The following is a 15,456-nucleotide window of genomic DNA, read 5'->3' as shown; positions in this document are numbered from 1 at the left end:
GCGTCCCGTGATTGCAGGGCCATCCGACGTTCACCTAGATCTCAGACAGGCAAACGTATTTAAGCTCCAGGTAATCATCCAATCCGAATTTGGAGCCTTCGCGCCCCAGGCCGGATTGCTTGATCCCGCCAAACGGGGCAGCTTCATTGGACAGGATCCCGGTGTTCACACCGACCATCCCGTATTCCAGTTCTTCGGCAACTCTGAAAATGTTGCTCATATCCTTGGAATAGAAATATGACGCCAGGCCAAATTCTGTGTCATTGGCCTGGGAGATCACATCATCCACATCCTTGAACTTGAACAAGGGCGCAACCGGGCCAAAGGTTTCTTCACGTGCAACCTTCATATCGCGGGAAATATGCTTGATGATGGTTGGTTCAAAGAAACTGAAGCCCAATTCATGACGTTGTCCGCCACAAATGACTTCCCCGCCTTTGGTCACCGCATCGGCCACATGTTCTTCAACCTTTTCAACCGCTTTCATGTCAATCAACGGACCTTGCATGACGCCATCTTCAACGCCATTGCCGACCTTCATGGCCGTGACTTTGGCCGCCAGTTTTTCAGCAAAAGCATCATAGATACCTTCCTGTACATAAATCCGGTTGGCGCAGACGCAGGTCTGGCCGGAATTGCGAAACTTTGACACCATCGCCCCTTCCACAGCAGCATCAATATCAGCGTCATCAAACACGATGAAAGGTGCATTACCGCCCAGTTCCAGCCCCAATTTTTTGATGGTGCTGGATGACTGTTTCATCAACAGACGCCCCACCGCCGTGGACCCGGTAAAGGTCACTTTGCGAATGGTGTCATTGGCCGTCATTTCCCCACCGATGGCGATCGGGTCACCGACCACGCAGTTGATCAAACCTTTAGGAAGACCTGCTTCTTCAGCCAGCACACACAGTGCCAAGGCTGAAAGCGGGGTTTGTTCCGCCGGTTTCATCACAACGGCACAGCCGACCGCCAATGCAGGTGCCACCTTGCGGGTGATCATGGCGTTCGGGAAATTCCACGGCGTGATGGAGGCAACAACCCCAATCGGCTGTTTCATCACGATAATACGTTTGTCATCAGATGGCGCTGGAATGGTTTCCCCATAAATGCGTTTTGCTTCTTCGGCGTACCATTCAATATAACTGGCACCATAGGCAATTTCACCACGGGCTTCGGTCAGAGGCTTGCCCATTTCAGCGGTGATAATCTGGGCCAGGTCTTCTTGGTTGGCCATGATCAGATTGTACCATTTGCGCAAAATTGCAGATCGTTCTTTACCCGCCAGACGTTTCCACTTCTTCTGTGCAATCTCAGCCGCATCAATGGCACGCTTGGCTTCTGCTTGTGACATCTTGGGGACATTAGTGATGATCTCGCCCGTTGCCGGGTTCATCACCGCCATAAATTCCCCATTATCCGCATCCACCCACTGGCCGTCGATGTAGCATTTCTTCTGAAGCAGCTTTTTATTTTTCAGATTCAGCATTTCCAATACCTTCCTTAGACAGCTTGCTTGATTGCATCAGCAATGATGGTCAGAGCTTCATCAAACACCGCATCTTCAATAGTCAGCGGTGGCAGAAAGCGAATGCAGTTGCCATAGGTGCCGCAGGACAGAAGGATCACGCCTTTTTCCTTGGCATATTTCATAATGGACGGGATCATATCCGCACGTGGTTTGCCATCTTCCATAAATTCGACAGCAACCATCAGGCCCTGACCACGCACATCCACGATTTGCGGAACATCGCCTTTCAGTTCGTTCAACATACCGCGCAGTTTTTCCCCCAGTGCGGTTGTACGTTCATGGAAAGCTGGATCAGACATGATGTCGCAAACCGCATTTGCCGCCGCAACCGCAACCGCGTTTCCAGCGTAGGTACCACCCAGGCCACCCGGGTTAGGGGCATCCATCACTTCTGCTTTGCCGATCACGGCAGAAATCGGCATACCACCGCCAAGGCCTTTAGCTGATGTGGTCAGGTCCGCTTCCACACCGTAATGTTCCATGGCAAAGAACTTGCCTGTGCGACCAAACCCGGACTGGACTTCATCAGCGATTAACAAAATACCGTGATGGTCACAGATTTTACGCACACGCTGCACCCATTCGGTTGGGGCGACGTAAAATCCGCCTTCGCCCTGCGTGGGTTCGAAAATGATGGCCGCAACACGGTTGGCCCCCACATCGGATTTAAACAGGTTTTCCAACGCTGCGATGGAATCATCAACTGTCACACCATGAACCGCATTGGGGTATGGGAAGTGAAATACGTCACTCATCATATTCCCGAAATCCGCTTTGTATGGCACCACTTTCCCGGTCAGGGCCATGCCCATAAAGGTGCGACCATGAAAGCCGCCATTGGCCGCAATCACAGCAGAACGCCCGGTATAGGCACGTGCAATTTTAATCGCGTTTTCAACGGCTTCTGCACCTGTGGACACAAAGGCTGTTTTCTTTTTGCTGGGACCGGGAACAGCCCTGTTCAGCTTTTCTGCCAGTTCAACATAACTTTCATAAGGTGTGACCTGATGGCAGGTATGCATAAAAGACGCGACCTGCTTTTCGACAGCCTCCACGACTTTTGGGTGGCGATGACCTGTGTTACACACGCCAATGCCCGCGCCAAAGTCAATGAAACGACGCCCTTCAACGTCCCAAATCTCCGAATTTTCTGCACGTGATGCAAAAAAATCAGTTACGAAACCGACACCACGGGAAATCGCATCAACGCGACGCTCTAACAGTTCTTTATTTGAAGCCATAATATCTCTCTACTCTTCCAGGTTAGTCTGACAGCAGGCAAAGAAAGGGCATATGCATCCCTCGCATACCGACAAGTCATTTAAAAAATTTGAAAACTCACACCGTCTTAGCGGTGCCAACTAAGGGGGCAGACACGCCCGCTCATTCTTAAAACATATTACGCATGGGCCGGTTCATCCTCCCGAATGACAAAGACGGAACAAGGGGAATGGCGCACCACCCGTTCTGCATTCGATCCGATGAAATAACTGCTTAAACCAGGCTTTTGCGCCATCAGGATCACAGCATCCACATTCAATTCTGTCGCCACTTCCACAATCGTGTCATGGGCCACCCCTTCACGGCACAAGGCGATACCTGTGATCCGCTTGGGCAGGTAAGAGAAAAACGTTTCGATCTGCTGAACGGCCTTGTCACTGTGATCTTCAAAGTTTTTCTCATCCAGATGCGGATATCCTGCGCGATGAACCAAACTTTGATCCACATACAGCATATAAATCTCAATCTCTTGATCACAGGTTAGTCCAACAACACTATCCAGAAGACAGTGCACCTGATTCGGGTGAGACAAATCAATTGGCAGCAGTACTTTCTTTAATTTATTCATCACTTACCCCATCACCAGATTTGGAAGCCACAAGACGATTTGCGGGAAGACCATGCAAAGGACCAACACCGTCAGGTTCAGCAGGATAAAGGGCGTAACGGACTTATAAATTTCCGACATACCGATTTCCGGCGGGGCGATCCCTTTCAGATAGAAAAGCGCAAATCCATAAGGTGGTGTCTGAACCGCGATCAGGATATTAATGATCATCAAAACGCCAAACCAGATCGGATCAAACCCAAGCGAAACAGCAATCGGTGTAAATAAAGGTGCGCACATCAACACAATGATAAATTCATCAATGATAAAGCCCAGCAGCAACATAATGATCTGAAACATGATAATGATCATGATTGGTGGCAGATCAAGGCTTGCCGTAAAGCCCGCAACCATGCCCTGCACCCCCATCAGCAGATGGAAGTTGCTAAACACCGATGCACCAAAGATGATCCACATGGCCACGCTGACCAACGTACCAGTCTGAAAACCGGCTGATAAAAACATATCGACCTTAAAGCGTTTAAACAGGATGGCAAGAATAATGGCCCCGACAACACCGATTGCACCAGATTCCGTTGGTGTGGCGATACCTGTAATGATGCTGCCAAGAACAGCAACGATCAAAAGCATGGAACACAGACCATCACGGGCGATCTTGAACTTTTCAACCCCGGTCGGGATTTTTTCTTCAAAGCCATTTTCTTTATCAAGTGGGGCACGTTCTGGCTTGAACCAACAGCTCAGCGCCACATAGAGCATCATCAAAACAACAGTTAGAAGCGCAGGCATCATCGCCCCCAAAAACATGCGACCGACCGAGTTTTGCGTCGAAGCAGCAAACATAATCATCGGAATGCTGGGTGGAATAAGAATGCCCAGTCCCCCGCCCGCCATAATCACCCCAAGGGCGAGACGACGGTTATAACCGCGATCAAGCATAGGCTTCAGCGCAATACTGCCCGAGGTCATAATCCCGGCCCCGATGATCCCAACCATCGCACCGATCATGGAACAGACCCCGATCACACTGATGGCAAGCGATCCTCTGATTCGACCGATGACCATCTGGGAGAAATTGAACATCGCATCACCAATGCCCGATTTTGTCAGCAACTGCCCCATATAGATATAAAGCGGGATGGCCAGCAGGATAAAACTGAAATAGGTTGCTTCAAGCGTAGTTGGCAGGACATTAAAAATGCCATCCCCCCACACGAAATAGCCAACAACCATAGCAATGCCACCAAGGGCCAGTCCAACCGGGGCACCAATCGCAAAGAAGACAAGAATGCATCCCAGCAAAACCAGGGTTAACATCTCAATTCCCATGACTGACCTCCTCCAGAAGGGCTTTTCCCTTCACTAAAAAATAAATTTCTACAATCAGGTCACGCGTTAACTGCGCGATAAATAATCCGGCGGCAACACAACCCATCACCCAGAAATGATACATAGGGGGTGCCCATTCACTTAAGCGGCGATAGTCAAATTCGATAGACTCTTCAAACTTTCCGAAACACATCTGCACAATCAAAATCAGAAAGAAAATGCCCAGGAGATAGGAAACAACATTGAACAGACTGCGCACCTGGTGGGAGACCTGCAGATAAAGGATATCCACATTGATATGTGCCTTTTTCTGCTGAGCATATGCACCGCCCAACGCCGCAATATATCCAAAAAGAAAGAGCGACATATCAAATGCCCAGATCGTCGGCTTGTTCAGCACATATCGGGAAAAAACTTCAAAAGCGACGGTTACCGTCATGACAGGTATCAACAGCGCCGCTGTCTTTCCTGTCATTTTGACAATAAAATCAATGGCCCGGCAGATGGTTCTGAGTATTTCGGAAAACATTTTTCTTAGCCTTGTTCAGAGAGAAAGTGGGCCAAGATGCTGGAGACAAAACAACACCTCAGCCCACGCAGGGAACGCTGCTTACATTTGTTGTTTACGAAGCACGTCGATCAGTTCTTTGCTGAACTTGTCTTTCTCTGCATATTCATCCCACAGGCCAGCACCCGCATCAGCCCAGGCTTTGCGATCTGCATCGGACGGCTCAGGGCTCCATTTCAGGCCTTTTGCTTCCATTTCCTTCACAGCCTCACCTGCCCATTCACGTGACAGACGCAACTGATCTTCAGCATGTTTTTTCGTAGCAGCTCGAACAGCTGTCTTTTGTTCATCGCTCAGTTTGTTCCAGGCATTGCGGTTCACAACAATTGGCAGAACCTGTGCGCCAGCCAATGGCAGGCGGTACATATATTTCGCCACTTCAACGTGGTTGCCGTCGCGGTGGTCAATCATGTTACTGCCGATAGAACCGTCGATAACACCTGTTGCCAGACTTGTGTAAATCTCGCTCCAGGCCAGAGATACCGGTGATGCACCCAGATTACGCAAGAATTTACCATAAGCACCCGGGGCACGAATTTTCAAACCTTTGAAGTCCGCAATGGAATTGATCGGCTTTTTGGTCAGCACGTACACCGCAGGCTGAATGTATGGTTCCAGCCACATCATGCCTTGTGAACCATAAGCTTTGGTCAGGATTTTATCCCAACCCTGATTTTGAAACAGGTCCTGCAGTTTCGCCGGATCATCAGTGCCCCCAGGCAGGCCGATTTCCACAACACCTGCTGGCAGTTCACCGGCATGCATGGATTGGAAAGGGGCCCCCATGGTGACCAGACCGGATTTTACAGCACTTAACAGACCTGCAGTTCCAACACCTTCGCCAGAATAGAGCACCTGTACTTTAACCTGACCATCAGTCATTTCTTCAATATTTTTGGCGAGGCTTTCATAAACGGCGCCAAAAGCAGTCCCACGCCCATAAAGATTGCTAAAACGCCAGTTGTGATCAGCCGCCAATACATCAGCAGCAAACGTAGTTACACCCATCGCAATCGCCATGGTCGACATTAAAAATTTCTTCTTTAGCCCTGTCAGCATTTTGTCCTCATAATTAAACTTAACATTACAACTACAAAACTATCTCACAGGGAAATGACCTTTAAAATGCGGGGGTCTCCACTTTCACGTTTGGTTTTCTTTACGTAACACCTGAGCTTATGTTAAAACAATCAAACCAATCATTTTTCGCATATGAGCCTTGAAAAAATGAAGAAGAACCTACTCGGTCAGGTTAATGACCTGGAAATAAAGCAATTAAAAATATTTAAAGCCGTCACAGATTGCGGTGGATTTTCCGCAGCCGAGACTGAACTTCTGATCAGCCGCCCAACCATCAGCAACCATATTGCTGACCTGGAAGCACGATTGAATATGAAGCTCTGCAAGCGCGGTCGCAGCGGTTTTTCGCTCACCGAAGAAGGCTCCATCGTCTATGAACAGACCCGCCAGTTGCTGGAAGAAATTGATAAATTCCGACGCTCGGTCAATGATTTATGTGGCAGTCCCTCCGGTGTCCTGAAAATTTCCATCAGCGATTCAATCGCAACGGATACGCGTTCCAGACTGCCTGAGATTATCAAACAATATTCTGAAGTCGCCCCGGATGTGGAAATCCAGTTTGACGTCGAACATATGGCAGAGATGGAAAGAAAGGTTCTGAACAATAAAACCAACATCGCCATCATCCCCTATCACCGCCAGCTTTATGGATTGAACTACATCCACCTGTTCACTGACATGAACTATCTCTATTGCGGGCAGGAACATCCTTTATATGCCTGCAAAGAAGAAGACCTTAGCACGGAGATAATTAACCAGTATAAACTGGTCCATGCAGGACTGAACCCCCATGAAGAAGTCTATAAACATCTGGCAGAAATGAACACCTCGGCCATTTCATATTTTTATGAATCACGCATTCCCCTGCTGCTGTCCGGTCAATATATCGGGTTCCTGCCAGAAGAATATGCCAAGCCTTATGTTGAACAAGGTCTCCTGAAAGCCATTGGCACAGACCTGAAACATTTCCAACTGGGCGTTGCGGTGATCACCCGCAAAACAGCGCAGCCCAGCCGCGCGCGCAGCATATTTATTGATATCGTTCGCTCTATCCATAACGTTGAAAATGACGAACCGCCATACTAATTCACAAGAATGTGACTTTCACGCGATGAAAAGATGATTCTATAAAAGAACCAGACATTAAAAACGAAGGGCTATGTCAGACATGCGTAAAATCTTATTCTTCGGCATTTCACATGCAGCGGTCTTATTCTTTGGCTTTGCCTTGGGGATCTATATGCTGCCGATTTTAACAGCGCCCAATTCACCAGATGTGACCAAACTTGAACAAATGTCCACAGATGCCAAGTTCAGCGCCCACTTCAGCCGCGACCTCAGAGGCAGTGATTTTCTTCATTGGGGCGATGGTACCATCAGTTTCACCTCTGACAAAATCCTTCATAAAGGAAGCCTTGCACCAGGACCGGACTACAAGCTTTATCTGGTCAAAGAATTTGTCGAACATGAAGAAGAATTTCTGCCCATAAAAGGAGATGCCAAAGTTATCGGGGACATCAAGACCTTTGAAGGCTTCATTCTTGATTTGCCTGAAGACGTCAATCTGGAGGATTACACAACAGTTGTCATCTGGTGTGAAAGTTTCTCCGAATTTATCACAGCAGCAAAATACCGATAAACAACACGACTACCCATGCATTATTTTTTTCGATTGGTTCATCAAAAAACTGTTCTGAACCGTCGTTCCGCATTCCGGTTTGCCAAACAGGAACCCTTGCGCAGTTTCGCATCCCAGGTTCTGCAGATATTTTAGCTGATCCGTCGTTTCTACTCCTTCGGCCACAACCGAGATTTTCATCTTTTGCGCCATGGAAATGATGGTGGAGACAATGGTGGAATCATCTGAATCATTAGTAATGTCACGGATGAAGGACCGATCGATCTTCAAGGTATCGACAGGCAGTTTTTTCAGATAGCTCAGTGAGGAATAGCCTGTCCCAAAATCATCAATCGAGATTTTAAAACCCATATTCTTGAAGTTATTCAAAATGGTAATGGCCTCTTCGACATTTTCCATCATCATATTTTCCGTAACTTCGATTTCAAATTGTTCACCGGACAAGTTATGGGCGGACAGGGTCTCTGAAATAAAATCAGTCAGTTTTTTGTCTCGGAACTGTTGGGCCGACAGGTTGAAGGCAATATTCTGAACGTTTAGCCCCAGATCATTCCAGTCTTTTGTCTGCGCGCAGATCTGGCGGAAGATGGATTCACCCAATGAGACGATCAACCCATGTTCTTCAGCCACCGGGATAAATTTGGACGGCGGGATCATGGCTTGCTCGGGTCTTTTCCAGCGTGCCAGGGCCTCTACCCCGATAGGCTGCTCGTTTCGCATATCATATTTCAGCTGATAATGCGGAATGATCTGATCTTCGGTCAGGGCGTGGTGCAGATCGTTCACCATTTCCAATTGCAGCTGGACCTGTTCATTCATTTCTTGCGTGAAGAATTGGAAATTATTACGCCCCAGACTTTTAGCACGATACATGGCAATGTCGGAATGGCGCAAAAGATCAGATGGATTTTCCCCATCAATCGGATAAACAGCGATGCCCACACTGGCAGACACATAGATGGTGTGGCTGTCAATATAGAATGGTGTGGACAGTAACTGCACAATGCGCGAGGCCACAGTCTCAATAGAATTCTCACTTTGAAAATCAGTAATGAAACAGGCGAATTCATCCCCGCTCAGGCGTGATACCGTATCTGTTTCGCGCACACAAGTGCAGATGCGCTGAGCAACTTCCTGCAGCAGTTTATCACCAATGAAATGCCCCATGGAGTCATTGACCTGTTTGAATTTATCCAGATCAATAAACAGCACGGCCAGTTCTTCTGATTTGCGTTTGGCACGTGCAAGCGCATTTTCAAAACGATCATAGAACAGCACTTTGTTGGGCAGATCAGTCAGTGGATCAAAATGGGCGAGCTTTTCAAGACGTTCCTGATCTTCTTTACGTCGTGAAATATCGGTGAAGACCGAAACAAAATTGGTGCGGTTGCCTTTTTTATCCAGCACTTCATTGATGGACAGCCATTTGGGATAGATCTCCCCATCTTTTTTGCAGTCCCAAATCTCCCCGCGCCAATAGCCGTTGGTCAGCAGGCTTTCCCACATGTCTTTGTAAAACTGCTCATCATGACGGTTGGATTTCATGATGCGGGGATTGGCCCCGATCACATCATCGCGGGAATATCCGGTGATCTGAGTGAAGGCGCGATTGACCTCTACGATGTTACCTTTAGTGTCGGTGACCAAAATGGCTTCCTGTGTGTTGTCGAACACTTTGGCTGATAACGACAGGCGCTTTTCCGTTTCCAGACGGTCCGTCACATCCTGGCCCATGGCGATCCCGCTGGCCACGCCATTTTTTTCGTAATCTACAGGCATAATGTTCCAGATAACCTGACGTTTTTCATCCTGAATGGGCATTTCCAGTTCAAGGTACGGGGTCTTGATCCCACGAAGCGAAGCATTGGCAGCAGCAAAGAAATCCGGATAATCCGCCCAGGTAAAACAGGATTTCAATGATTTCTGTTCTGGATGGTCGCAATCATTTTTCATGAATTTACGGGCCGCATCATTGCAGATGGTGATCTGACCTTTTTGATCAAACGCGATAATGGGCGACGTTGTGGATTTCACCACGCTTTGCAGATATTTAGTCTGGCTGGACACATGAGAAACGATCTCTTCAATCAGTTCTCCTACTTCATTAAATTCCTTGATGATGCCTTTTTTAAATTTGGTTTCATAATCCCCCTGATTAACACGGGATGAAAAACTGACCAGATGTTTCAAATGTTTATGCTGGATAAAGCGCACCACCAACGTGATGATCAAGGCTGAAACTATGCCAAGGAACTGCAAATTCCAGATGGTGGTTGTCTGAAAGTTTTTGCGCCAGGCGACACTGCCTTCAGCCACGGTCACAGTGATCAAATAAAGCCCTTTGCTTTTGATTTTATCATTGATTCGCAAGGGTAGAACGTCACCTACAAAGTCGCTTTTGCTGTTTGAAAAGATGGGATTGAAATCGCGAACGACTTCTTCAAACAGCTTTTCAACACCCGGCTCCAGAAGCTTGGTTGCCGATAAAACCTGACCCTTATAGTAAATCGCATGAGCATGGGCACCACTGGCTTCGATGATGCTGTTGATCAGTTTGGAATTATTTTCCAGATAGATGCCCCCCTGAATGAAGCGATCATTGCGGCTCAGTCCCTTGAACGGCAATTTTTTCTGAAAGACCAGCACCCAGCCTTGCGAAGAGGGCAGAATTTGCCATTGGTTTTTCAGATCCCGAATAGGCAGAGTATTGCGGTTTATCTCCCCAAAATATTCGACATTTGTGGTTTCACCTGATGGGGTTTGTTCAAATCGGACCGCGAAGTTCCAGAGATATTGATCCAGCCCTTTGTCGAACAGGTTGAAAGCAATGTCCTGGCTCTGCTGGGTGGAAAGATCTGCAAGAATTAATACTTCATTTTGCAGCTTGTAATCCAGAAACTGTTCAGAAAGGTCATGGATTCTGCCCACCTGTTTTAACTGTTCAATCTCCAATGTCTCCTGAGAGTTCTGGTACGATGTCCAGATAATGAAGGAGGAAACAAGGATCAATGTCCCAAGAAAAAGAAAAAGCAAAAGTGTCGCAAGTCGGAAGATCATGTCATTTACTCTGATAGTGTCTCTCTGTTCGCGCCCCTTATTTTTGTTATGATGGAGGCGTCATAGTGAAAGACTAAGCAATGATCACGAACAACATATCCCGATATGTGTACAGAATATCTTAAGTTACTCAATTAAGGGTTAATGCGTTGAATTTGCAGTTGAAGTTTTTATTTTCGATTGTTCAATTTCACAGAGCATCAGGATGTTTTTGGCAAAAAGCGTGGCCTGGATAAACAGTGGTTCATTGATACTTGAGACATCGGCCAGCACTTCTAAAAGGCGTTTTTCTTTCTCGCGATAATCGGTCGCGCCATAAAGCTCAGCCAGCGAGAATTTGCGATGATAAGGCAGATAGTGATGAATGTATAAACCACACAGCGCCAGAAGGGAGGAAAGCGCGCCCATGGCTGCAACGGACTTTTTGACCTGTTGCAGGGGTATATTTGCTTTGGCACCTGCGCTTTGATATTCGATTTTGCCAATTGCCTGAACGGAAAGCTGGATAAGCTGGTCATTCAGTTTGTTGATATCGGGATGTTTCATCAAATACTCCTTTTGCAAATCGACCAAAGAAGTAACGGGTCCTTGTGAATGAAATATTGCGGGATTTGAACAATAGATCGCTTGTTTAAAATCCCTCTATTTCCGCGACATTGTGTTCACATTTAAGAAAAAGTTATCTACCTCATTACGATATCCCTGTGTCAGGAGGTCTGTGCATTTTTCATGCGCACAGGCGAATACAGTCTTATACAAACGACTGGCATGGAGACAGAACATGTTCAAAAAAACATCATCTGCCACTGAACAGGAGGCAAGGTTATCAGCGGAAGAGCTGGTGGCTGACGTCGATGTGGGCGGACGCAGGCCAAGCGGGCTTGCCGCACAGGTCTTAATTTTTACGGCCTTTATCTGGTCGGTCTTTCAAATCTGGTACGCATCACCCCTGCCGTTTATGCTGGGCTTTGGCGTGATCAATGATACCGAAGCACGCGCCATTCACCTGGCTTTTGCAGTCTTTCTGGCTTTTACGGCTTTTCCCACCACCAAGAGATCTCCCAAAAGCTATATCCCTTTGCAGGATTGGATGATCGCGGGTGTCGCAGCCTTTTGTGCGGCTTATCTTTTCCTTTTTTATGATGATCTGGCAAACCGCCCGGGCATTCCGACCACAATGGATGTTACTGTAGGTGTCACAGGCATGATCCTGTTGCTGGAAGCCACACGCCGTGCGCTTGGCCCACCTTTGATGATCGTTGCCTGTATCTTTTTGCTTTATACCTTTGCCGGTCCCATTATGCCGGAGGTGATCGCACATCGTGGCGCCTCATTGAACAAAGGCATGTCCCATTACTGGCTGACAACAGAAGGCGTCTTTGGGGTTGCCCTTGGGGTTTCAACCTCCATGGTGTTCCTGTTTGTTTTATTCGGGGCTTTGCTGGAACAGGCAGGGGCCGGGAACTATTTTATTCGTGTCTCTTTCGCCCTCATGGGCCATTTCAGAGGCGGGCCAGCCAAGGCAGCCGTTGTGTCTTCTGCCATGACCGGAATGATATCCGGATCAAGCATCGCAAATGTGGTGACCACCGGGACTTTCACCATTCCTTTGATGAAAAAGGTCGGTTTTTCGTCTGAAAAAGCGGGTGCGGTTGAAGTGGCCTCTTCCACCAACGGACAGCTCACCCCGCCGATCATGGGGGCTGCGGCCTTTTTGATCGTGGAATATACCGGCGTGCCGTTTATCGAAGTGATCAAACATGCCTTCCTGCCCGCCGTGATTTCCTATATCGCACTGGTCTACATTGTGCACCTGGAAGCCATGAAAGCAGGACTTGAGGGCCTTCCACGCAAGCACAAGATGGGGATCAAGGGCAGCCTGATCGGAGCCTTAAGTGTCTTCCTCGTCCTCGGTTTCCTTGTCTGGATTTTGCCGCCTACGCTAGGCTGGGTCAAAGTTTATGCAGGTGCTGCAACCGGATGGGTTGTTGCTGCAGCCCTCGTGCTGGCCTATATCGCGCTGGTGAAATATGCAACCCTGTTCCCGGAACTGGATACATCACATCAAATCGACGAACTGCCCCCCGTTGGCTCAACGGTCAAGTCAGGTCTCTACTTCCTGTTGCCCGTTGTTGTGCTGGTCTGGTGTCTGACAGTTGAACGGCTATCCCCCGGTCTTTCTGCGTTCTGGGCGACCCTGTTCATGATGTTTGTAGTTGTGACCCAACGTCCGCTCCTCGCTTTTTTCCGCCAGAACCAGGATACAAAAGAAGCCTTGTCTCAGGGGGCAACGGACCTGTTTAACGGTCTGGTCTCCGGTGCACGCAATATGATCGGCATTGGCGTTGCAACTGCTGCAGCCGGGATCGTGGTTGGTACGGTCACCCTGACCGGGATCGGTCTGGTGATGACAGAATTTATCGAACTAATTTCAGGTGGCTCAGTCATGCTGATGCTGATCTTTACGGCTGTGATCAGCCTCTTGCTCGGTATGGGGCTGCCGACGACAGCCAACTATATCGTTGTGTCATCATTGATGGCGCCTGTGATTGTGGAACTGGGGACCACAAGTGGCCTTCTGGTGCCACTCATCGCTGTGCATCTGTTCGTCTTTTATTTCGGTATTCTGGCCGATGATACCCCGCCTGTGGGTCTGGCTGCCTTTGCGGCAGCTGCTATATCCCAAGGTGATCCTATCCGCACAGGTCTGCAAGGGTTCATGTATGATATCCGTACAGCCATCCTGCCCTTTATGTTTATCTTCAACACCGAACTGTTGATGATCGGCATTACCGGACCGCTTCATCTGATCCAGGTGATCGTAGTCGCAATTGCAGCCATGCTGGTCTTTGCGGCAGCGACGCAAGGCTTCTTCCTGGTGAAAAACCGCCTGTGGGAAACTTTGGCATTGCTTCTGATCGCCTTTACCTTGTTCAGACCTGCTTTCTGGCTGGATATGATCATCCCACCGCTGGAAAATAAACCCGCAAACGAACTGATCCAGCATGTGGAACAAATTGAAGAAAATGGCGACCTTACCATCATTGTTGAAGGCATCAGTCTTGAAGGTGATGACGTCAACAAGGCCGTCTTCCTGCCTATGGGGCCGAAAGCTTCTGCGGCAGAACGTCTGGATAACGCCGGGATTTCGGTCATCAAACGCGATGGCAAAATCTGGGTGGATGCAGTGCGCTTTGACAGTGCGGCAGATAAACTTGGTGTCGCGTCTGATTTCACCATTGAAAGTATCCGGGTGAAAACGGACCGCCCGGCCAAGCAGTTGTTCTATATCCCGGCCTTTGTCTTGTTGGCTGTGATTTATCTGCTGCAACGTCGCCGTCGTTCATCACAAAATCTTCTTGTTCAGCAAAATAAGGAACTGAAACATGTATAAGGAAATCCTCCTGCCCATTGATCTGGCGGAACCCAGTTCATGGAAAAAGGCGCTGCCTTCGGCCATTCAAATCTGCGAAACCTTTGGCACCCGTCTACATGTTATGACTGTGGTTCCGGATTTCGGGAGCTCCCTCGTGGGCTCCTTCTTCCCCAAAGGGTTTCAGGAAACGGCCACTGAAGAGGTGAAGAAGCAACTGAAAGAATTTGTTGCTGAAAATATCCCTGATCACATCAACGTTCAGCGTGTGGTCGATAACGGGGTGGTCTATGACGAAATTCTGGGCATGTCAGAAAATCTCGACATCGACCTGATTATCCTTTCCTCTCACCGCCCCAAACTCGGTGACTACCTGCTTGGCCCCAACGCAGCGCGCGTCGTGCGTCACGCCAAATGTTCCGTGTTTGTGGTGAGGGATTGATTTTTAACCACCCGTCATTCTCGCAAAAGCGGGAACCCAGAAAAAACGGTTAAATCCATGCATAGCTCTTTCCAGGTGATGGAAGGAGCTATGTTTTTATGGGCTATGTTTATATTTTGACGAGCAGGCGAAATGGCACGCTTTATATTGGCGTGACCTCAGATATTGAACGCCGGCTAGGGGAACATAAATCCGGATTGGTTGCGGGATTTACCAATGAATATGATGTGAAGATGTTGGTCCATCAGGAAGAATATCCATCCATGGATCAGGCTATCGCGCGGGAAAAGCCATGAAGAAATGGCGGCGCAAATGGAAGCTGGAATTGATTGAAAAAGATAATCCGAACTGGATTGATCTGGTGGGTGAGTTTGATGGTAAAGAAGCTGGGTTCCCGTTTTCACGGGAATGACACTTACCAAACAAACCGTCATCCCCGTGAAAACGGGGACCCAGATTTCCTTTTAAAGCCTTACCCCTGCGAGATCATGTCGCGCAGTTGTTTGGCCATCACGGTGAGCATGGCGAAGTCGACGCCTGAAGATGTTTTCTTCATCTCGCTCAGCATCTGGTCGGTTTGCTCAATGG

The 15,456-nt window shown here is 48.3% G+C and carries 13 protein-coding genes; 5 read left to right on the top strand and 8 right to left on the bottom strand.

The features are described from left to right. Window positions 1-34 precede the first annotated feature (34 nt). From RYZ26_RS16490 to RYZ26_RS16465, 6 genes are all read right to left on the bottom strand, one after another. Complete coding sequence (locus RYZ26_RS16490; protein ID WP_317684344.1) at window positions 35-1,489, bottom strand: NAD-dependent succinate-semialdehyde dehydrogenase; 1,455 nt, start codon at window positions 1,487-1,489, stop codon at window positions 35-37. Window positions 1,490-1,503: 14 nt separating this feature from the next. Beyond that, a complete protein-coding gene (gene gabT / locus RYZ26_RS16485; protein ID WP_317684343.1) occupies window positions 1,504-2,772 on the bottom strand; it encodes a 4-aminobutyrate--2-oxoglutarate transaminase in 1,269 nt (422 codons plus the stop codon). A gap of 158 nt (window positions 2,773-2,930) precedes the next feature. Beyond that, window positions 2,931-3,380 (bottom strand): universal stress protein, encoded by a 450-nt coding sequence (locus RYZ26_RS16480; RefSeq protein WP_317684342.1) that lies wholly within the window; start codon window positions 3,378-3,380, stop codon window positions 2,931-2,933. A 3-nt stretch (window positions 3,381-3,383) separates the two neighbouring features. Then, complete coding sequence (locus RYZ26_RS16475) at window positions 3,384-4,709, bottom strand: TRAP transporter large permease (RefSeq protein WP_317684341.1); 1,326 nt, start codon at window positions 4,707-4,709, stop codon at window positions 3,384-3,386. Beyond that, entirely contained in the window at window positions 4,699-5,238 is a 540-nt protein-coding gene (locus RYZ26_RS16470; protein WP_317684340.1) for a TRAP transporter small permease subunit, read from the bottom strand. The genes RYZ26_RS16475 and RYZ26_RS16470 overlap by 11 nt, the downstream gene beginning before the upstream one ends. Window positions 5,239-5,319: 81 nt before the next feature. Beyond that, a complete protein-coding gene (locus RYZ26_RS16465; RefSeq protein ID WP_317684339.1) occupies window positions 5,320-6,336 on the bottom strand; it encodes a TRAP transporter substrate-binding protein in 1,017 nt (338 codons plus the stop codon). A 168-nt stretch (window positions 6,337-6,504) separates the two neighbouring features. On the opposite strand from RYZ26_RS16465, the gene RYZ26_RS16460 reads away from it, so the two are divergent. Next, window positions 6,505-7,443, top strand: a complete 939-nt coding sequence (locus RYZ26_RS16460; protein ID WP_317684338.1) for a LysR family transcriptional regulator — start codon at window positions 6,505-6,507, stop codon at window positions 7,441-7,443. 82 nt (window positions 7,444-7,525) lie between these two features. Continuing rightward, window positions 7,526-7,996, top strand: a complete 471-nt coding sequence (locus RYZ26_RS16455; RefSeq protein ID WP_317684337.1) for a DM13 domain-containing protein — start codon at window positions 7,526-7,528, stop codon at window positions 7,994-7,996. Window positions 7,997-8,005: 9 nt separating this feature from the next. Here the strand turns inward: RYZ26_RS16455 and RYZ26_RS16450 are convergent, their stop codons facing one another. Together RYZ26_RS16450 and RYZ26_RS16445 are read right to left on the bottom strand one after the other, a co-directional pair. Continuing rightward, window positions 8,006-11,053 (bottom strand): EAL domain-containing protein, encoded by a 3,048-nt coding sequence (locus RYZ26_RS16450; RefSeq protein WP_317684336.1) that lies wholly within the window; start codon window positions 11,051-11,053, stop codon window positions 8,006-8,008. Between the two features lie 141 nt (window positions 11,054-11,194). Continuing rightward, window positions 11,195-11,599, bottom strand: coding sequence for a hypothetical protein (locus tag RYZ26_RS16445; protein WP_317684335.1), 405 nt, complete (start codon window positions 11,597-11,599; stop codon window positions 11,195-11,197). Between the two features lie 235 nt (window positions 11,600-11,834). On the opposite strand from RYZ26_RS16445, the gene RYZ26_RS16440 reads away from it, so the two are divergent. From RYZ26_RS16440 to RYZ26_RS16430, 3 genes are all read left to right on the top strand, one after another. Continuing rightward, window positions 11,835-14,447: a TRAP transporter permease gene (locus RYZ26_RS16440; protein WP_317684334.1), complete on the top strand. Its 2,613-nt coding sequence runs from the start codon at window positions 11,835-11,837 to the stop codon at window positions 14,445-14,447. Beyond that, a complete protein-coding gene (locus tag RYZ26_RS16435; RefSeq protein ID WP_317684333.1) occupies window positions 14,440-14,868 on the top strand; it encodes a universal stress protein in 429 nt (142 codons plus the stop codon). The genes RYZ26_RS16440 and RYZ26_RS16435 overlap by 8 nt, the downstream gene beginning before the upstream one ends. Before the next feature lie 98 nt (window positions 14,869-14,966). Then, window positions 14,967-15,164: a GIY-YIG nuclease family protein gene (locus RYZ26_RS16430; protein ID WP_317684332.1), complete on the top strand. Its 198-nt coding sequence runs from the start codon at window positions 14,967-14,969 to the stop codon at window positions 15,162-15,164. Window positions 15,165-15,456 lie beyond the last annotated feature (292 nt).

The sequence above is a fragment of the Terasakiella sediminum genome (assembly GCF_033100395.1).
Classification (GTDB): domain Bacteria; phylum Pseudomonadota; class Alphaproteobacteria; order Rhodospirillales; family Terasakiellaceae; genus Terasakiella.
The sequence above is the reverse complement of the archived record's forward strand: the minus strand, read 5'-3'. Positions and strand labels throughout refer to the sequence as shown.